The organism is Pseudomonas oryzicola (genome assembly GCF_014269185.2).
Lineage (GTDB): Bacteria > Pseudomonadota > Gammaproteobacteria > Pseudomonadales > Pseudomonadaceae > Aquipseudomonas > Aquipseudomonas oryzicola.
Genome location: NZ_JABWRZ020000001.1, coordinates 1 through 20,000 on the forward strand (window position 1 = coordinate 1; position 20,000 = coordinate 20,000).

A 20,000-nucleotide genomic window follows, 5' to 3' on the forward strand; every position below is an offset into this window, starting at 1 on the left:
CTGGGTTCGGCACCAGTTGCTCGAAGTTACCACCGGTCGCACCGGTAATCGTGGTGCTGACGGTCGAGCCGTTGTTGTAGACGTCGTTGGCCGGGGTCTCGAAATCGACACTGCCCTGGGTCTTGCCGGCTTCAACGGTGATGGTCTGGCCGTTGGACAGGGTCACGGTCACCGGGGTCTGGGCTGGATTGCTCAGGGTCACGGTGTAGGTGATGACGCCACCTTCGGTCACCGACGGGGTAGCCGTCAGGGTCGCAGTCGTGGTGTCGATGGTATCGGTAACCTGGGTAACCGCTGGCGTTTGCGGCACTGTCACCGTCAAACCATTGCCTCCGCTGGTACCCGTCACGGCCGTCGAAATCTGACCACCGTCGATATAGGGAGTGTCGTTAGCCGGGACCACAACATTGACACTACCGCTGGTCTGCCCGGCAGGAATGACGATTACGGCACCATTGGACAGGGTGACGATCAGGTTGCTGGTCGGTGCCTGACCAACCGTGGCGGTATAGACAATAACGCCGCCCGCTTCGCTGATTGAAGGTGTAGCGCCCAAGACCAGGTCGGTAATGACATTAGTTTCCGTCGTCGGCGTGGTCACCAGGTTGTTGCTGGTGGTGTCCAGTACGCCAACCTCTTGGTCACCCGGCGCCGCAGCGAAGCCCAGCCCTTCAGTCTGGAAGCCGACGGTAGGGTCAACCCGGCCTGCTGTTTCTTCGAGCATGACGAAGCTGTGGCCACCGCCCAACGCACCACCACCGCCCGACGCCGATGGGCCAGCCGCAGTCGCTTCCAGCTCGGTAGTCGGGTCGACACCGGCAGCGATCGCTTGTTGCAACTCTTCCACCGACGGTGCGGCCTGGGCAGTCGCCTGGCTCAGGTCGGCGCTGCTGTCAGGTGCATCAGCGCTCCATTGGCTATCGCGCCCCAGGTCGAGCAAACGGCCATCGGCCAGCTCCAGAGTAACTGCGCCGCCCGGGCCGGTGAGCACTTCCTCACCGGCCAACAGACGATCCCCTTCAATCAGTACACGCCGGATGCCCTCTGGGGATACCGCAATAACCTGGCCGACAATACTTTTGACGATGGCTACAACGCTGCTCATTGGACTCTCCGTGTGACCCGATGGGTACTTCCATGCCAGAGCGGCACTCGCAAGCCACTTCAGGCGGAACTATGTCGATGATCTCTTGACGCTTTTTTGCGTCAATATTTCGTCTATAACGATTCGGTATTGAATAACTGCCAAACTATTGACCTTATACATGCCATCCTAAACAATCGGCAATGTAATGTCACATTGATATTTGAACCCTAGCCAAACGTTTCCTGGGAACAACTGCCGCACATCATCAAAAGCGTTTTCACTGCTTGGATAAAGTGCGATCTTTCATACGGCCGCAGTCGCATATTTGGCGTCAGCGCAACCGCCCAGCGGTGAATTTCTGTCACCCACGTGTTGGCGAGAACTCCAAGCACAAACCTTGCCTAATAGCAGGCCGACAAAGCCCTAAAGGCTGACCGGATCAGGCTTGCAGGACAATCCGACTGGCAGCAGCTCGCAGCGCTACCTAACCCGGTTGAGCGTTTTGCCTTGGATCAAAGAGATAACGAAGAACTGCGCGAATACTTGCCAACCCGTCAATCAGAAAGCACTGCGAACCTGCACGACCAGATCTGACTGAAGCCCATTTTCAATATATGAATTTTGACTAATAAGCCACCAAAAACCGTCAACGCGCCAGCGCCTGATTCCTGACGGCTGGATAAGTCGATACCGATCGCAATCTGTCGCCAAAGGGAAGGCAGGCTATGCTGCAATTAGCTTCGCCCGCATGCCGACTGTTTCAAAACCGAGACAATCCCAACCAGGCATCGTCTGGTAAGAATGAAGACCGAAGAATTGTTTACTCAATATCGATTCAAGGCGACCATTGGCCGGTTGCCCAAGCGTCAGATGCCGTAGCCTCAAGACCACTGCCTGGCAGCAGCATTTGAACGCCAGGGTGAGCCAACCAACGTAATCGGCGGCTCACCCACCCCACCCACCACAAGGATGAAGAGAGCGCCGCGTGGAATCCGAAGTCAGTCGAGTCCAACTCAGCCACGATCCACGCAGTCAGCATGACGATCCTCTGCTGGATAGTCTGTTGAGCCTGTGTGTCTTGCACCAGAAACCAGCCAGCCGGGTCATGCTAACCACCGGCCTGCCGCTGCCTGCCCAGCGCCTGAGCCCCGAGCTGCTGCCGCGCGCAGCCGCCAGAGCCGGACTGCAAGGGCGCCTGCTGCAGCGCAAACTGGAACAGATCCCGAGCATCGCCATGCCGGCCATGCTGCTGCTCAAGGAAGGCCGCAGCGCCGTCCTGCTGGGCTGGGAAAACGAAGACACTGCACGTCTGCTACTCAGCGAGAGCGATGGTGGCGAGGTGCATGTCAGCCGCGAAGCCCTGCAGAGCGATTACAGCGGCCGGGTGTTCTTCGCCCAGCCGCAGCATAAGTTCGACGTTAACCACGGCAACCTCATCCCGCGGGCGAAGTCGTGGTTCCGTGACACCTTGCTGCGCAGCAAGTGGCTATACATCGATGCCATCGCCGCCAGCCTGGTGATCAACCTGATCGCCCTGGCCGCCCCTCTGTTCGTGATGAACGTGTATGACCGGGTGGTGCCCAACCAGGCTACTTCGACCCTTTGGGTGTTGGCCATCGGTATCGCCGGCGCCTACATCTTCGACCTTATCCTCAAGGGCCTGCGTGGCTTGTGCCTGGATCTGGCCGGCAAGAAGACCGACCTGATCATCTCGGCGACCCTGTTCGAACGTATCGTCGGCATGTCGATGAAGTACCGCCCGGCCAGGGTCGGCAGCTTTGCCCAGAACATTCACGAGTTCCAGGGGCTGCGCGACTTTCTCGCCTCGCTGACCCTTACCAGCCTGATCGACCTGCCGTTCACCATCCTCATCCTCGTCGTCATTGCGGTTATTGGCGGGCACCTGGTATGGATTCCGATTATCGCCTTCCCGTTGGCCCTGGGCATCGGTTATGCCCTGCAGCGGCCATTGATGGCGACCATGGAGCGGACCATGGCCCTGGCCTCGGAGCGCCAGTCCAGCCTGATCGAGACGCTGGCTGGCCTGGACGCGGTCAAGGTCAACAATGCCGAAAGTGAGCGCCAGTACCTCTGGGAGCAGACCCTGGGCACTCTCAGCCGCCTCGAACTGCGAGTGAAGTTACTGTCGAGCCTGGCGATGAACATCACCCTGCTGATCCAGCAACTGGCGGGCGTGGCGATGATCTGCGTCGGCGTGTACCTGATCATCGACGGCAACCTCAGCATGGGCGGCCTGGTTGCCTGCTACATGCTCAGCGGCCGTGCCCTCGGCCCGCTGGGCCAGCTCAACGGCCTGCTCGCCCGCTACCAGCAGGCCAAGGTAACCATGGTCTCCACCGACCACATGATGGAGCTGCCACAAGAGCGCAACTTCGAAGAGCGCCCGCTGAGCCGCAAGGTGCTGCAGGGCAGCGTCGAGTTCCGCGGGGTCGATTTCACCTACCCGAACCAGCAGAACCAGGCGCTGAAGAACATCAACCTGACCATCCGCCCCGGCGAAAAGGTGGGCATCATCGGCCGCAGCGGCTCGGGCAAAAGCTCGCTGGCCAAGCTCATCGTCGGCCTCTACGAGGCCGATGCCGGGTCACTGCTGGTCGATGGCGTGGACATTCGCCAGATCGATGTCAGCGAACTGCGCCACAACATCGGCTACGTACCGCAGGACATCCAGTTGTTGGCGGGCACCCTGCGCGACAACCTGGTCAGCGGCGCCCGCTACATCGAGGACGAGTTGATCCTGCAAGCCGCCGAGCTGGCAGGCGTCCATGAGTTCGCCCGGCTGCACCCGGACGGCTACGAATTGCAAGTGGGTGAACGTGGTCAGAACCTGTCCGGCGGCCAGCGGCAGAACGTCGCCCTTGGCCGTGCACTACTGCTCAACCCGCAGATCCTTTTGCTGGACGAGCCGACCAGCGCCATGGACAACACCGGTGAAGAACGTCTCAAGCAACGCCTGCAAGCGGTGGTGGAAGGCAAGACCGTGCTGCTCGTCACGCACCGTGCCTCGCTGCTGTCGCTGGTGGACCGGCTGATCGTGATCGATCGCGGGCAGATTGTCGCCGACGGCCCGAAAGCCGCGGTCATGGATGCGTTGAAGAAGGGGCAGATCAGTGTTGCATAAGCTGGATATGGGGCAATTCAAGGATGGCCTGCGGCGCTATTTCAAAGGCTCCGACTCACTGGGCGGCCAGCCGCTGCCCGAGGTCAACAAGGCCCTGATCGAGGATGCGCCGCGAGTCGTGCGGCTGACCATCTGGGGTGTGATCCTGTTCTTCGTGTTCCTTATCGTATGGGCCAGCGTTGCCCCCATCGATGAAGTCACGCGGGGTGAAGGCAAGGCTATCCCGTCGTCCAAAGTACAGAAGATCCAGAACCTGGAAGGTGGCATCGTCGCTGAAATCTTTGCCAAGGAAGGGCAGATCGTCGAAGTGGGGCAGCCGTTGTTGCGCCTGGATGAAACCCGCTTCGCCTCCAACGTTGGTGAAACCGAAGCAGACCGCCTGGCCATGGCATTGCGAGTTGAGCGCCTGAGTGCTGAAGTTGAAGACCGCCCGCTGAAGATCGACGAGGCGCTGCGCAAGGCTGCACCAAACCAGGCTGCCAGTGAAGAGTCGCTGTACCAGAGCCGGCGCCAGCAACTGCAGGACGAGATTGGTGGCCTGCAGCAACAGCTGGTACAGCGCCAGCAGGAGCTGCGCGAGTACAGCTCCAAACGCGCCCAGTACGCCAACAGCCTGGAACTGCTGCGCAAGGAAATCAGCATGTCCGAGCCTTTGGTGGCCACCGGCGCGATCTCCCAGGTCGAAGTACTACGCCTGCGCCGTGCCGAAGTGGAAAACCGCGGCCAGCTGGATTCCACCGCGCTGGCCATCCCCCGGGCTGAAGCGGCGATCCGTGAGGTGCAAAGCAAGATCGAAGAGACCCGCGGCAAATTCCGCAGCGAGGCGCTGACCCAACTGAACGAAGCGCGCACCGAATTGAACAAGGCCACCGCGACCAGCAAGGCCTTGGACGATCGGGTCAACCGCACCATGGTCACGTCGCCGGTACGCGGTATCGTCAAACAGTTACTGGTCAACACCATTGGCGGGGTCATCCAGCCTGGCAGCGATATCCTCGAAGTGGTACCCCTGGACGATACGCTGGTCATCGAGGCGAAGATCCTGCCCAAGGACATCGCCTTCCTGCACCCGGGACAGGAGGCGACGGTCAAGTTCACGGCTTATGACTACACCATCTACGGAGGGCTCAAGGCCAAACTCGAACAGATCGGCGCTGACACCATCACTGATGAAGACAAGAAGACCACCTACTACCTGATCAAGCTGCGCACCGATCGCAGCCACCTGGGAACTGACGAGAAGCCGTTGCTCATCATTCCGGGCATGGTGGCGACGGTGGACATCATGACCGGCAAGAAGACCATCATGAGTTACCTGCTCAAGCCGATCATGAAGGCGCGTTCGGAGGCGCTGCGCGAACGTTGATGAGACTGGCCACTGATTCTAGTGGCCCCGCTGGCCCAATCGCCGGCAAGCCAGTTACTCCCACAGCCGCAGCATAGGCCTCAAGCCCGGTGCAGCACCTGTGGAAGCTGGCTTGCCGGCGATTAGGCCGGAACTGCCAGCCCAACAACTCAGCGCCAAGGCGCAGGCTCGCCGACCAACTGCCCCTGAATCCCACCCACGCCCATCTCGCGCAACACCAGCCGCTCCCCTTCCGTCTCGACCCGCTCGGCAATCAGCGGCAAGTCAATGCTATGTGCCGCGCGCTGGATCGCTTCGATGAACAGCCGCTTGTGCTGTTCATGGTCGATGTTGCGGATATAGCTGCCGTCGATCTTCAGGTACGCCAGGCCCAGGTGCGCCAGGTTGCCGATCATGCTGAAGCGCCCGCCAAAGCGTTGTAGCGCCAAGCCGAAGCCAAGCGCATGCAGGCGTCGGGTCAGTTGCTCAAGGGCAGTTTGTTCGGGCAGTTGCTCTTCGCCAATCTCGAAAATCAGACGCGGCCCCAGCGCCGTATGCTGGCTCAGCAATTCGAATATGCGCTGCAGGGCCTTGGCATCGGCCAAGGTGGCTGCAGACAGGTTCAGCGCCAGCACCTGGTCATGCCCGCGCAGGTGCGCGAGCACCTTTTCCAGCACCAGCACATCCAGCCGTGGCATCCAGCCAAAACGCTCCAGCCAGGGCAGGAAGCGGCCCGCCGGCAGTGCCTCGCCCTGGCCATCCTGCAAACGTGAAATCACCTTGTGGTGCAGTACTCGTTGCGCAGTGCCGCAATCCACCACCGGTTGGAAGAACAGCTCGAAATGCCCATTGATGAATGCCTGGTCCAGACGCTCATGCCAGGCATGCTGGCTGTCGGCGGCGATGGCGGCCACACCCTGTTCGAGGCAGACCCAACCCGGCGTCGGTTGGTTCTCGGCGCGGGCCAGGGCCTCATCAGCGAGCTTCAGCAGCGCCTGCGGCGCGTCGCCTGGGCTGTACGGCGCCAGGCCGATGCAGGCCACTGGGTCGATATCACTGGCGCCGGTTTCATGCAGGCTGCGCAAGGTCGCTTCCAGTACCTGGGCAAGATGCACCGCCTCTTCATGCACCATGCCTGGCGCAAGCACGGCGAACTCACCACCACGGCTGCGGGAAATCAGGTCGTTGGTTTCCGGGTAGCTGGCACAGGTGCGGCGCAACTGCTCGCCCACAGCTTGCAGCAACTGGTCGGTACGCTGGCCACCAAGGCGGGCGTTCAACCCGGCCAGGCCCTGGACCCGCAGCAACAGCAGGTAGCCGGCGCGCGCTTCTTCCAGGTTGCTCACACGGGTGTTCAGTTGCATCTCGAAATAACGCCGGTTGGACAACCCGGTCAGGCCGTCCTGGTAGGACTCGGCACGCAGCCGTTCGCTGCGCTCGGCCTGTTCGGTGAACAGGGCCTTCAGCTTCTCTACCATCTGGTTCATCGCCTGCACCACGCGGCGCAGTTCCGGCGTGCGCGGCAACTCTGGCAGGCTGAGGAATTCGCGGCGGGCAATAGCGTGGGACTGTTCGACCATATAATCCAGCGGGCGCAATTGGCGGCGCAGCAGCAACGCGCCGAGCACCGCACTGGCCGCGCCACACAGCAGCAACCAGCCCAGACTGCCCAGGGCGCTTTGCCAGAGCTTGGCAATGGCGAACATCGGGTGGCTGATCACTTCAACGCGCGCGGCCTGCTGCCAACCGCGGCTGACGATGGCATCGCCCCCGGCGGCTTCCAGGCCGATCAGGCGTACGAACCAGCGCGGCACACCGCCAGGGTCTGGTTCGGCATGGCGTTCCACCAGCACCGCATTGGAGCCCAGGTCGACGACCTTGATGCTCGAGTAGTAACCGCTGTCGAAGATTGAACTGACCATCAGTTCGACCATCGCCGGGTCGTCGATATTCGGCGTCAGCGACAGCGCCAGCGCAGTCGCCGCATCCTGGGCGTGCGAACGCAACTGGTTGACGTATTGGCTGCGCGAACTCTCCAGGCTGACCATGAAACTGCCACTGAAGGCGACCACCAGGAACAGGCAAATGGCCAACAGCAATTGTTTGAACAGTGACATCTGTGCTCCTTCAGTAAACCGGTTCGGCCGGGAACCCTTCGGCCTGCATTTTCTTCAGCAGATCCTGCCAGCGTGACAACCGCTTGGTATCGCCGACTTTCTTGTTGCCCGCGGCGCCCGTCAGCCACAGCCCTTCACCATTGAAAGCGTAAACCGGCAGCAGGTCGGTGCGCTGGCTGGCCGGCTTGATAGCGTCCATCAGGCTGTCGAGCACCAATGGCTGTGCCTGTGGGCTTGAATAATAGGTCAGGACCATGTGCGCCCGGTTCTGCCGCAACGCCTTGACGTAGGTGATACGCAGTTTCTCGCTAGGGATACCCATGCGCCGCAGGCTGAAATACTTGGCGATGGCATAGTCCTCACAGTCCCCTGCGCCCTTGATCAGCGCCTGGATCGGTGTGGCCCAGTAATCGACCTCGTGCCACAGGTCGATATCCTCGACATAGCGCAGCTGCTGGTTGAAGAAGCGGTTGACCACCTGCAGTCGCTCAAGCTCCGTACCCTGCTTCTGGGTAGCCATCAGGTTCTGCCAGGCATCGATGCGACTCTGCCCGCTCCCCAACGAGCCATACAGCGCCTGCGACTTTCGGCTGATCTGGGAAAAATCCCAATCCGCGTGCAGGCCGCCCAGCAGCAAACCGCCCAGCAGCGCAGCAAGGCCGACACGTTGCACAACGGTTTTGAGCATCCAGGTTATCGCCACTGCGAAGCCCTGTTCAGGCCTGTCGAAAGCAGCGATGGTGCGGCTTGCAGCGGTAAAAGACAATGGCACGCTGCAATTATGCATCCGCTTGTCAGCCGACCTACACTTTAGGCTTATAACCTTCGATAGGCCGCTTCCTTTGACAGGCGACTTCATCCACCATAGCCGCGCTTTTGGGGCGCCCGTTCCACTGCGAGTGCAAGCTTGACGCCCCCATGAGCTTTACTAGTGTCATTGGATCCAACTTTAGTCATCGTTGAGGCAGACGTCGCGTGGCCCAGAAATTCAAATTGAGCAATGTGCTGGCCAGTGAGCAGCTGTTGCCGCACCAGGCCCGTGGCGTGATCGAAGAACGCCTGCGCAGTGCCATTCTTGACGGCCGCTTGCCTCCGGGTACTGCTGTACGGCAGCAGGAGCTAGCTACCTTGTTCGGTGTCAGCCGCATGCCTGTGCGCGAGGCGCTGCGCCAGCTCGAAGCTCAATCATTGCTGAAGGTGGAAATGCACAAGGGTGCGGTGGTTGCGCCATTGATTGGCGAAGACGCAGTGGATACCTATGCCCTGCGCGTGCTGCTCGAAACAGAGGCGCTGCGTCAGTCCATTCCGCTGCTCGATGCCAGCGACATCGCCAGCGCTCGGGAATATATCCAGCAGCTGGAAAACGAAACCCGGCATGCCGAAATCGGCCGTCTCAATCGCCTGTTGCACATGTCGTTGTACAACAAGGCGCCCAACAAGAAACTGCTGCGCCTGATCGAGGATGAACTGAACCAGGAAGAACGCTTTCTACGCTTTCATCTTTCATCCATGGGTTTGGGCAAGCTTACCCAGGACGATCACAACGCACTGGTCGATGCAGCCTGCGCCAAGCAAGTAGAAGAAGCGATATCGGTACTGGAAAAACACCTGAATACCGCAGCAGGGGTGATCCGCAAATACCTGGATACCCAGTTGGGGCGCTAGCCGGGCAATGACTCCCGTGCAGGGATCAGTCATGGGTTGCAAATCGATCGGCCTCCGCCAACAATGAGACTAATTATCATTAATGTCCATTGATGGCAGCGTCCTCATCCATGTCCAGCAACGATTCCTTGCAAACGCTCTACAGCAACCACCACAACTGGTTGCATGCCTGGCTGCGCAGCAAGCTGGGCAATGCCGCCGATGCCGCGGACCTGGCGCAGGATACCTTCGTGCGCTTGCTGCAACGTCGCGAACATCTGCAACTGAACACGCCACGTGCCTTCCTGCGGACGGTCGCGCGTGGGCTGGTAATCGATCACTGGCGGCGCGAGGAGCTGCACAGGGCCTATCTCGAGGCGCTCGCACACCTGCCACAAGCAAACACCCCCTCGGCCGAAACCCAGAAATTGCTGCTGGAGTTGCTGGAGCGCATCGCGCGCATGCTCGACGGCCTCAAACCCAAGGTACGCCGTGCCTTCCTGCTGGCCCAATGCGAGGGGCTGAAGCACCAGGCAATTGCCGATCAGATGGGAATCTCGGTGCGTACCGTGGAGCGCTATATCGCCGATGCGCTCTACCACTGCTACCTGTTGCGCTACGCAGACGAGTGATGCAATGAGCACCGGACAGCCTGATGCAACGTCGGTCAAGCAGGCCATCCAGTGGATGCTGAAGCTACGCGAAAGCGGGCACGACCCTGCCCTGCAGCAACAGTGCGCCCAATGGCGAGAAGCCCGCCACGAACATGAACAGGCTTGGCAACGGCTGGTACACCTGCACCAGGAGCTCGACATGCGCGCAATCCCTGGAGCCGGGCTGGCCCTGCAAACCCTGGAAAGCAGCCAGCGCCGCTTGCATCGCCGGCAGGCCCTGAAACTGCTTGGCGGGGTTGCGATGGTGGGCTCGGCGGCATGGCTGGGCGCAGCCCTTGATGGCACCAATACCTGGACATCGGACTATGCCACCGGCACAGGAGAACGACGCAGCTTCCGGCTTCCCGACGGAACGTCGGTGCAACTGAATACGCGCAGCGCAGTGGACCTGGTTTTCAATGACGGACAAAACCTGATCCGCCTGAAGCAAGGGGAAATGATGACTACCTGCGGCCCGCAGCGACCGGTTCTTGTACAAACACGCGACGCATTGCTGGAGGGGCTCGAAGGGCGCTTCGTGGCCCGGCAGGACAGCGACTGCACAAGGGTCAGTGTCAGCCATGGCAGGGTAGCGATACACCGGCCCGGCAAAGGCGCGATGCAGTGGATTGAAAGCGGTCAGAACTGGCGCCTGGATGCACAAGGGGCATATCGGCTCGAGCAGGTGGACATGGATGCGATGGCCTGGACTGAAGGGTTGATCGTCACCCGGGACATTCGCCTGATCGACTTTCTCGCGCAGGTCAGCCGTTATCGTCACGGTTATCTGGGCTGCAGCAATGACATCGCCGATTTGCGCCTGTCTGGTGTATTCCGCCTCGAAGACCCGGAGCAATTGTTGCTGGTGCTGCCACGGACGCTGCCGGTAAAGCTCCGGCAAGTCACCCGCTGGTGGGTGCGTGTCGAGGGGCTGGTCTGACGGGTCACGACGCTTGCCTTGAGCGCTGGGAGGCGCTCCAACAGCTTTTTTGGCGGGTTTTGAATGCCAGTTCGGCTAGTACAGTAAACCATCCCCTGCCCTCACGTTAACGGACCCTTCATGTCTACCGCCTCTGCGCACGCGCACCCAGCCAACGCGAATGATTTTCGACCTGTCTTAGACTCAATAAAACTGCACAAAGCGATCCGGGCTGCCTTGTTCGGTACCGCATTAGGTCTGACAGCTGTCACATCGATGTCCATGGCAGCTGAACCTGCCGAGCTTAGCCAACACTATGCAATTTCGGCCGGTCAATTGGATGTTGTGCTCAACCAGTTCGCCCGCCAGGCCGGCATCACTCTGTCAGCCACACCGCAGCTCACCCAAGGCTTGCAGTCCAACGGGTTGCAGGGGCAGTACCCTACCGACAAGGCACTGCGACAGCTGCTTAACGGCAGCGGCCTGGAAGCAGTCAGCCAGGACGGGCGTAGCTACGTGCTGCAAGCCCGACCCCAAGGTGCGGCGTTGTCGCTGCCAGACACAGATATCCGTGGTTTCACGCTAGGCAATGCGCTGGGTAGCATGGACGGTTACAACGCCACGCACAGCCAGGTGGCGACCAAGACCAGTATGGCGTTGGTCGAAACATCCCAATCGGTCTCGGTGGTCACCCGGCAGCAGATGGACGACCAGGGCTCACAGACTGTTGCCCAGGCCATGCGCTACACACCCGGGGTACTGACCAACCCCTACGGTGCTACCCACCGCTACGATTATGTGGCCATGCGTGGTTTCAATGACGGCTCGGTGGACAACATCTACGTCGATGGGCTCAAATCGATGGGGGACAACGGTACCTACAGCACCATGCAGGTGGACCCTTACTTCCTGGAACGAATAGACATCCTCAAGGGGCCTTCTTCGGTACTCTATGGCCGTAGCTCCCCAGGGGGTCTGGTAGCACTGACCACCAAGAAGCCGCTGTTCACCCGCTACCGCCAGATTCAGGCCACGGTCGGTACCCAAGGCCAGCGAGGCATGGGTTTCGACTTCAGCGGCCCTGTGGATGACGACAAGCGCATTGCTTATCGCCTGACAGGCCTTGCAGATGCTTCCGACACGCAGTTCGACCACAACAAGGAAGAACGCTACGCCATCGCGCCGGCCATCAGCATCGACTTCAGCGAGGACACCTCGCTTGCCCTGCAGGCCTACCTGCAACACGACCCCAACGGCGGGTACCACGGCGGCAACCCCGCAAACGGCATGCTGCACAAGCGCAACGGCTTGCGCCTGTCGGACCATTTCTTCGAGGGTGAGCCGGGTATCGACAACTACGAGCGTAGCCAACAGTCCTTTAGCTACCAGTTCGAGCATCGCTTCAACGATGTACTCACCGCGCGACAGAATTTCCGCTACCAGGATTCGGATGTGTCGATGGACCAGGTGTATTCCGCCGGTTGGGCGGATGCCGACAGCAATATCCTCAACCGCGCCTACACCGGCGGTGACGAGCGCCTGCATTCGTACATCATCGACAACATGCTGCAGGCGGAATTCTTCACAGGGGCCGCCAAACATACCTTGCTGCTGGGCACCGATTATCAACGACGCAAGGCCGATGTGGCATGGCGTTATGGCACAGTCGACCCACTGGATGCCGGCAACCCGCAGTACGGTAATGGCAACCTGCAGGTGCTGGGCGAAAATCGCTACCAGCGGCGTTTACAACAAACGGGCGTGTACTTGCAGGACCTTGTGGAACTGGAGCAGTGGCGCTTGTCCTTGGGGCTGCGCCAGGATTGGGTGAAGGTGTCCGAGGAAAACCGCGATAACAACACCAAGGTCAGTGACCAACGCTCCAGGTTCACTACCCGCGCGGGGGTGCTCTACCTGTTCGAAAATGGCATTGCGCCTTATGTCAGCTACTCGGAGTCATTCAACCCCAATACCGTTTCCGACCAGGCCGGACGCCCGCTAGCCCCGACCGAGGGCACTCAATGGGAAGCCGGCATCAAGTATCAACCGCCCGGGAGCGACAACCTGTTCACTGCATCGTTATTCCGAATTGAACAGGAGAACCTGGCCTCCAAGCAACCTGACGAAGAATTCTATCGCCCTGTAGGCCAAGTGCGCTCGCAGGGGCTCGAGTTGGAGGCCCACCTGCAGCTGACCGACAGCTTGAAGGTGCTGGGCGGCTATACCTTCACCGATATCGAGTACGCCAAGTCCATGCCCAGCCTGGTGTCGGGCACCTTGGACAACAAGGGCAATTCACCAACCCAGGCGCCGAAACAGATGTTCTCCCTGTGGGCGGATTACAACTTCCGGCAAGGGGCGCTGGATGGCCTGCGGCTGGGCGGTGGCGTGCGATATGTGGGGTACAGCTGGGTCGATGCGGAAAACAGCATGAAAGTGCCCGCCTACACCTTGCTCGACGCCTCGATCGGCTATGACCTGGGCAAGATTGGCCTTCGGGGTGTGGATGTCCGCCTGAACGCCAACAACCTGACCAATGAAAGCTACATCAGCTCGTGTGCCAGCTTGGCCTACTGCTACATGGGAGAAGAACGCAACGTGAGTGCTACCGTCAGCTATCAGTTCTGAACCCGCGGTAGCCGTAGCTGCACATTCCTATACCGCTATCGCCCTGGCTTGGGAGTTATGGCCCGGAAAGACAAAGCCCCTGTCTGCAGCGCAGACAGGGGCTTTGGATTTGAATCTTGACGATGACCTACTCTCACATGGGGAAGCCCCACACTACCATCGGCGATGCATCGTTTCACTGCTGAGTTCGGGATGGGATCAGGTGGTTCCAATGCTCTATGGTCGTCAAGAAATTCTGTGTGCTGGCCCGTCCCTCGGACGTGCCTGCGAATCTCTGTAGTTCCTACTTAAAGACAAAACCCCTACCTGCATGTGCAGATAGGGGTTTTGCGAAATGAATCTTGACGATGACCTACTCTCACATGGGGAAGCCCCACACTACCATCGGCGATGCATCGTTTCACTGCTGAGTTCGGGATGGGATCAGGTGGTTCCAATGCTCTATGGTCGTCAAGAAATTCTGTTGCCAGAAGGTCCTGATAGACACTCCAGCGAATCCGGATATGTGATGTTCGTGGTTCGTTGCGAACTTTCGGTTCGTATCATCTTCACCACCGCAATCTGCGTCAGCAAATTGCTTGGGTGTTATATGGTCAAGCCTCACGGGCAATTAGTATTGGTTAGCTCAACGCCTCACAGCGCTTACACACCCAACCTATCAACGTCGTAGTCTTCGACGGCCCTTCAGGGAACTCAAGGTTCCAGTGAGATCTCATCTTGAGGCAAGTTTCCCGCTTAGATGCTTTCAGCGGTTATCTCTTCCGAACATAGCTACCCGGCAATGCCACTGGCGTGACAACCGGAACACCAGAGGTTCGTCCACTCCGGTCCTCTCGTACTAGGAGCAGCCCCTCTCAAATCTCAAACGTCCACGGCAGATAGGGACCGAACTGTCTCACGACGTTCTAAACCCAGCTCGCGTACCACTTTAAATGGCGAACAGCCATACCCTTGGGACCGGCTTCAGCCCCAGGATGTGATGAGCCGACATCGAGGTGCCAAACACCGCCGTCGATATGAACTCTTGGGCGGTATCAGCCTGTTATCCCCGGAGTACCTTTTATCCGTTGAGCGATGGCCCTTCCATACAGAACCACCGGATCACTAAGACCTACTTTCGTACCTGCTCGACGTGTTTGTCTCGCAGTCAAGCGCGCTTTTGCCTTTATACTCTACGACCGATTTCCGACCGGTCTGAGCGCACCTTCGTACTCCTCCGTTACTCTTTGGGAGGAGACCGCCCCAGTCAAACTACCCACCATACACTGTCCTCGATCCGGATAACGGACCTGAGTTAGAACCTCAAAGTTGCCAGGGTGGTATTTCAAGGATGGCTCCATGAGAACTGGCGTCCCCACTTCAAAGCCTCCCACCTATCCTACACAAGCAAATTCAAAGTCCAGTGCAAAGCTATAGTAAAGGTTCACGGGGTCTTTCCGTCTAGCCGCGGATACACTGCATCTTCACAGCGATTTCAATTTCACTGAGTCTCGGGTGGAGACAGCGCCGCCATCGTTACGCCATTCGTGCAGGTCGGAACTTACCCGACAAGGAATTTCGCTACCTTAGGACCGTTATAGTTACGGCCGCCGTTTACCGGGGCTTCGATCAAGAGCTTCGCTTGCGCTAACCCCATCAATTAACCTTCCGGCACCGGGCAGGCGTCACACCCTATACGTCCACTTTCGTGTTTGCAGAGTGCTGTGTTTTTAATAAACAGTCGCAGCGGCCTGGTATCTTCGACCGGCATGGGCTTACGGAGCAAGTCCTTCACCCTCGCCGGCGCACCTTCTCCCGAAGTTACGGTGCCATTTTGCCTAGTTCCTTCACCCGAGTTCTCTCAAGCGCCTTGGTATTCTCTACCTAACCACCTGTGTCGGTTTGGGGTACGGTTCCCAGTTATCTGAAGCTTAGGAGCTTTTCTTGGAAGCATGGTATCAACCACTTCGTCGCCTAGTGGCAACTCGTCATCAGCTCTCGGCCTTGAAATCCCGGATTTGCCTAAGATTTCAGCCTACCACCTTAAACCTGGACAACCAACGCCAGACTGGCCTAACCTTCTCCGTCCCTCCATCGCAATAACTGGAAGTACAGGAATATTAACCTGTTTTCCATCGACTACGCTTTTCAGCCTCGCCTTAGGGACCGACTAACCCTGCGTCGATTAACGTTGCGCAGGAAACCTTGGTCTTTCGGCGTGCGAGTTTTTCACTCGCATTGTCGTTACTCATGTCAGCATTCGCACTTCTGATACCTCCAGCAAGCTTCTCAACTCACCTTCACAGGCTTACAGAACGCTCCTCTACCGCGTCATCGAAGATGACACCCGTAGCTTCGGTGCATGGTTTGAGCCCCGTTACATCTTCCGCGCAGGCCGACTCGACTAGTGAGCTATTACGCTTTCTTTAAAGGGTGGCTGCTTCTAAGCCAACCTCCTAGCTGTCTAAGCCTTCCCACATCGTTTCCCACTTAACCATGACTTTGGGACCTTAGCTGACGGTCTGGGTTGTTTCCCTTTTCACGACGGACGTTAGCACCCGCCGTGTGTCTCCCATGCTCGGCACTTCCAGGTATTCGGAGTTTGCATCGGTTTGGTAAGTCGGGATGACCCCCTAGCCGAAACAGTGCTCTACCCCCTGGAGTGATACATGAGGCGCTACCTAAATAGCTTTCGAGGAGAACCAGCTATCTCCGAGCTTGATTAGCCTTTCACTCCGATCCACAGGTCATCCGCTAACTTTTCAACGGTAGTCGGTTCGGTCCTCCAGTCAGTGTTACCTAACCTTCAACCTGCCCATGGATAGATCGCCCGGTTTCGGGTCTATACCCAGCGACTAAACGCCCTATTAAGACTCGCTTTCGCTACGCCTCCCCTATTCGGTTAAGCTCGCCACTGAATATAAGTCGCTGACCCATTATACAAAAGGTACGCAGTCACCTAACAAAGTAGGCTCCCACTGCTTGTACGCATACGGTTTCAGGTTCTATTTCACTCCCCTCTCCGGGGTTCTTTTCGCCTTTCCCTCACGGTACTGGTTCACTATCGGTCAGTCAGTAGTATTTAGCCTTGGAGGATGGTCCCCCCATGTTCAGACAAAGTTTCTCGTGCTCCGTCCTACTCGATTTCATTGACAAGAGATTTTCGTGTACGGGGCTATCACCCACTATGGCCGCACTTTCCAGAGCGTTCCACTAATCTCAAATCAACTTAAGGGCTGGTCCCCGTTCGCTCGCCACTACTAAGGGAATCTCGGTTGATTTCTTTTCCTCAGGGTACTTAGATGTTTCAGTTCCCCTGGTTCGCCTCTTGCACCTATGTATTCAGTGCAAGATACTCAGCTTGTGCTGAGTGGGTTCCCCCATTCAGAGATCTCTGGATCACAGTCTGTTTGCCGACTCCCCAAAGCTTATCGCAGGCTACCACGTCTTTCATCGCCTCTGACTGCCAAGGCATCCACCGTATGCGCTTCTTCACTTGACCATATAACCCCAAGCAATCTGGTTATACTGTGAAGACGACATTCGCCGAAAATTCGCATGTTGCTCTTTCGAGCAGAACTCACAAATTTTACCTTAGCCTGATTAACCAGCAGTGAAACTGGTCATCAGTCTATATCTATCACATATCCGAATTTTTAAAGAACGATCTGACAAAAGTCAGAAATCAACATTCGAGGCGAATGCTCATTTCTGAGTTTGATCAAGTAAAGCAAGTGGTGGAGCCAAGCGGGATCGAACCGCTGACCTCCTGCGTGCAAGGCAGGCGCTCTCCCAGCTGAGCTATGGCCCCGCATATTGGTAGGTCTGGGCAGATTTGAACTGCCGACCTCACCCTTATCAGGGGTGCGCTCTAACCAACTGAGCTACAGACCTATATAGGGTCTTGATCGTCTTCAACCATGAATCAAGCAATTCGTGTGGGAGCTCATCAGCAGGCTGATGTCGTCGATTAAGGAGGTGATCCAGCCGCAGGTTCCCCTACGGCTACCTTGTTACGACTTCACCCCAGTCATGAATCACACCGTGGTAACCGTCCCCCCGAAGGTTAGACTAGCTACTTCTGGTGCAACCCACTCCCATGGTGTGACGGGCGGTGTGTACAAGGCCCGGGAACGTATTCACCGCGACATTCTGATTCGCGATTACTAGCGATTCCGACTTCACGCAGTCGAGTTGCAGACTGCGATCCGGACTACGATCGGTTTTGTGAGATTAGCTCCACCTCGCGGCTTGGCAACCCTCTGTACCGACCATTGTAGCACGTGTGTAGCCCAGGCCGTAAGGGCCATGATGACTTGACGTCATCCCCACCTTCCTCCGGTTTGTCACCGGCAGTCTCCTTAGAGTGCCCACCATGACGTGCTGGTAACTAAGGACAAGGGTTGCGCTCGTTACGGGACTTAACCCAACATCTCACGACACGAGCTGACGACAGCCATGCAGCACCTGTGTCAGAGTTCCCGAAGGCACCAATCCATCTCTGGAAAGTTCTCTGCATGTCAAGGCCTGGTAAGGTTCTTCGCGTTGCTTCGAATTAAACCACATGCTCCACCGCTTGTGCGGGCCCCCGTCAATTCATTTGAGTTTTAACCTTGCGGCCGTACTCCCCAGGCGGTCAACTTAATGCGTTAGCTGCGCCACTAAAATCTCAAGGATTCCAACGGCTAGTTGACATCGTTTACGGCGTGGACTACCAGGGTATCTAATCCTGTTTGCTCCCCACGCTTTCGCACCTCAGTGTCAGTATCAGTCCAGGTGGTCGCCTTCGCCACTGGTGTTCCTTCCTATATCTACGCATTTCACCGCTACACAGGAAATTCCACCACCCTCTACCGTACTCTAGCTCGCCAGTTTTGGATGCAGTTCCCAGGTTGAGCCCGGGGCTTTCACATCCAACTTAACGAACCACCTACGCGCGCTTTACGCCCAGTAATTCCGATTAACGCTTGCACCCTCTGTATTACCGCGGCTGCTGGCACAGAGTTAGCCGGTGCTTATTCTGTCGGTAACGTCAAAACAGCAAGGTATTAGCTTACTGCCCTTCCTCCCAACTTAAAGTGCTTTACAATCCGAAGACCTTCTTCACACACGCGGCATGGCTGGATCAGGCTTTCGCCCATTGTCCAATATTCCCCACTGCTGCCTCCCGTAGGAGTCTGGACCGTGTCTCAGTTCCAGTGTGACTGATCATCCTCTCAGACCAGTTACGGATCGTCGCCTTGGTGAGCCATTACCTCACCAACTAGCTAATCCGACCTAGGCTCATCTGATAGCGTGAGGTCCGAAGATCCCCCACTTTCTCCCGTAGGACGTATGCGGTATTAGCGTTCCTTTCGAAACGTTGTCCCCCACTACCAGGCAGATTCCTAGGCATTACTCACCCGTCCGCCGCTGAATCAAGGAGCAAGCTCCCGTCATCCGCTCGACTTGCATGTGTTAGGCCTGCCGCCAGCGTTCAATCTGAGCCATGATCAAACTCTTCAGTTCAATACTGCTTGGGTTTTTAAGAAACCCTAAACTTGGCTCAGCAATCTCAAATGACTATGTGATTTCTCGCATGGCCACTTGTGATGCTGATAATCTTTGTGACTATCAGTCCGTACTCACAAGCACCCACACGAATTGCTTGATTCGATTTGTTAAAGAGCGTTTGGTTAAGAGCGTTTCGTCTCAACCGAGGCGCGCATTCTACGCTTTCCTCACTTGCTGTCAAGCGTTTATTTTGAAGTTTTTTGCGAGAAACTCGTTTGACTTCAAACACTTAACTCGCTTCGATCTCTCGTCGCGGGAGGTGAATAATACAGCATTCAAAGACGCTGTCAACCACCTTTTTGCCATCGACCGGCCGTTCAGCCAACCGGGAGAAGCGATAGCTTCTACTTAAAGACAAAACCCCTACCTGCATGTGCAGATAGGGGTTTTGCGAAATGAATCTTGACGATGACCTACTCTCACATGGGGAAGCCCCACACTACCATCGGCGATGCATCGTTTCACTGCTGAGTTCGGGATGGGATCAGGTGGTTCCAATGCTCTATGGTCGTCAAGAAATTCTGTTGCCAGAAGGTCCTGGTAGACACTCCAGCGAATCCGGATATGTGATGTTCGTGGTTCGTTGCGAACTTTCGGTTTGTATCATCTTCACCACCGCAATCTGCGTCAGCAAATTGCTTGGGTGTTATATGGTCAAGCCTCACGGGCAATTAGTATTGGTTAGCTCAACGCCTCACAGCGCTTACACACCCAACCTATCAACGTCGTAGTCTTCGACGGCCCTTCAGGGAACTCAAGGTTCCAGTGAGATCTCATCTTGAGGCAAGTTTCCCGCTTAGATGCTTTCAGCGGTTATCTCTTCCGAACATAGCTACCCGGCAATGCCACTGGCGTGACAACCGGAACACCAGAGGTTCGTCCACTCCGGTCCTCTCGTACTAGGAGCAGCCCCTCTCAAATCTCAAACGTCCA

9 protein-coding genes, 2 tRNA genes and 6 rRNA genes (1 of these 17 running past the window's edge) are annotated in these 20,000 nt (G+C 57.5%); 6 read left to right on the forward strand and 11 right to left on the reverse strand.

Annotated features, from left to right (window positions below; translation table 11 throughout):
* The coding region (locus tag HU760_RS00005; RefSeq protein ID WP_217858963.1) for a retention module-containing protein at positions 1-1,105 on the reverse strand (1,105 nt) is incomplete at its 3' end.
* 967 nt (positions 1,106-2,072) lie between these two features.
* Here HU760_RS00005 and HU760_RS00010 point away from each other — a divergent pair.
* Both HU760_RS00010 and HU760_RS00015 read left to right on the forward strand, forming a co-directional pair.
* Complete coding sequence (locus HU760_RS00010; protein ID WP_186680540.1) at positions 2,073-4,229, forward strand: type I secretion system permease/ATPase; 2,157 nt, start codon at positions 2,073-2,075, stop codon at positions 4,227-4,229.
* Between the two features lie 7 nt (positions 4,230-4,236).
* Positions 4,237-5,595 carry an HlyD family type I secretion periplasmic adaptor subunit gene (locus HU760_RS00015; protein WP_186680566.1) on the forward strand — a complete coding sequence of 453 codons (1,359 nt, stop codon included), beginning with the start codon at positions 4,237-4,239 and terminating at the stop codon, positions 5,593-5,595.
* A gap of 149 nt (positions 5,596-5,744) precedes the next feature.
* Here HU760_RS00015 and lapD read toward each other — a convergent pair whose 3' ends face one another.
* Both lapD and lapG read right to left on the reverse strand, forming a co-directional pair.
* Positions 5,745-7,691, reverse strand: a complete 1,947-nt coding sequence (gene lapD / locus HU760_RS00020; RefSeq protein ID WP_186680537.1) for a cyclic di-GMP receptor LapD — start codon at positions 7,689-7,691, stop codon at positions 5,745-5,747.
* 10 nt (positions 7,692-7,701) lie between these two features.
* The gene (lapG, locus tag HU760_RS00025; RefSeq protein ID WP_186680518.1) at positions 7,702-8,463 is read right to left on the reverse strand and encodes a cysteine protease LapG; all 762 of its coding nucleotides are present in this window, start codon (positions 8,461-8,463) and stop codon (positions 7,702-7,704) included.
* A 203-nt stretch (positions 8,464-8,666) separates the two neighbouring features.
* On the opposite strand from lapG, the gene HU760_RS00030 reads away from it, so the two are divergent.
* The 4 genes from HU760_RS00030 (at position 8,667) to HU760_RS00045 (ending at position 13,535) form a co-directional block, all read left to right on the forward strand.
* A complete protein-coding gene (locus tag HU760_RS00030; protein WP_186680502.1) occupies positions 8,667-9,356 on the forward strand; it encodes a GntR family transcriptional regulator in 690 nt (229 codons plus the stop codon).
* 110 nt (positions 9,357-9,466) lie between these two features.
* The gene (locus HU760_RS00035) at positions 9,467-9,967 is read left to right on the forward strand and encodes a sigma-70 family RNA polymerase sigma factor (RefSeq protein WP_186680488.1); all 501 of its coding nucleotides are present in this window, start codon (positions 9,467-9,469) and stop codon (positions 9,965-9,967) included.
* A 4-nt stretch (positions 9,968-9,971) separates the two neighbouring features.
* Entirely contained in the window at positions 9,972-10,928 is a 957-nt protein-coding gene (locus tag HU760_RS00040; RefSeq protein WP_186680485.1) for a FecR domain-containing protein, read from the forward strand.
* Positions 10,929-11,120: 192 nt separating this feature from the next.
* Positions 11,121-13,535, forward strand: coding sequence for a TonB-dependent siderophore receptor (locus tag HU760_RS00045; RefSeq protein WP_186680562.1), 2,415 nt, complete (start codon positions 11,121-11,123; stop codon positions 13,533-13,535).
* A 114-nt stretch (positions 13,536-13,649) separates the two neighbouring features.
* Here the strand turns inward: HU760_RS00045 and rrf (HU760_RS00050) are convergent.
* The 8 genes from rrf (HU760_RS00050) to HU760_RS00085 form a co-directional block, all read right to left on the reverse strand.
* Positions 13,650-13,765, reverse strand: a 5S ribosomal RNA gene (gene rrf / locus HU760_RS00050).
* Between the two features lie 109 nt (positions 13,766-13,874).
* Positions 13,875-13,990: ribosomal RNA gene (gene rrf / locus HU760_RS00055) — 5S ribosomal RNA — on the reverse strand.
* 134 nt (positions 13,991-14,124) lie between these two features.
* Positions 14,125-17,016: ribosomal RNA gene (locus HU760_RS00060) — 23S ribosomal RNA — on the reverse strand.
* A 233-nt stretch (positions 17,017-17,249) separates the two neighbouring features.
* A tRNA-Ala gene (locus tag HU760_RS00065) sits at positions 17,250-17,325 on the reverse strand.
* Positions 17,326-17,331: 6 nt separating this feature from the next.
* Positions 17,332-17,408: transfer RNA gene (locus HU760_RS00070), tRNA-Ile, on the reverse strand.
* A gap of 77 nt (positions 17,409-17,485) precedes the next feature.
* Positions 17,486-19,022: ribosomal RNA gene (locus HU760_RS00075) — 16S ribosomal RNA — on the reverse strand.
* 445 nt (positions 19,023-19,467) lie between these two features.
* A 5S ribosomal RNA gene (rrf, locus tag HU760_RS00080) occupies positions 19,468-19,583 on the reverse strand.
* A 134-nt stretch (positions 19,584-19,717) separates the two neighbouring features.
* Positions 19,718-20,000 (reverse strand): 23S ribosomal RNA (locus HU760_RS00085); it runs 2,609 nt beyond the window's last position.
* Together the 16S, 23S and 5S rRNA genes with 2 tRNA genes alongside form the textbook arrangement of a ribosomal RNA operon.

Coding starts and splice junctions, on each gene's coding strand:
- HU760_RS00015 (WP_186680566.1), top strand. CDS start 4,237: ATGGGGCAATTCAAGGATGGCCTGCGGCGCTATTTCAAAGGCTCCGAC.
- HU760_RS00035 (WP_186680488.1), top strand. CDS start 9,467: ATGTCCAGCAACGATTCCTTGCAAACGCTCTACAGCAACCACCACAAC.
- HU760_RS00040 (WP_186680485.1), top strand. CDS start 9,972: ATGAGCACCGGACAGCCTGATGCAACGTCGGTCAAGCAGGCCATCCAG.
- lapD (WP_186680537.1), bottom strand. CDS start 7,691: ATGTCACTGTTCAAACAATTGCTGTTGGCCATTTGCCTGTTCCTGGTG.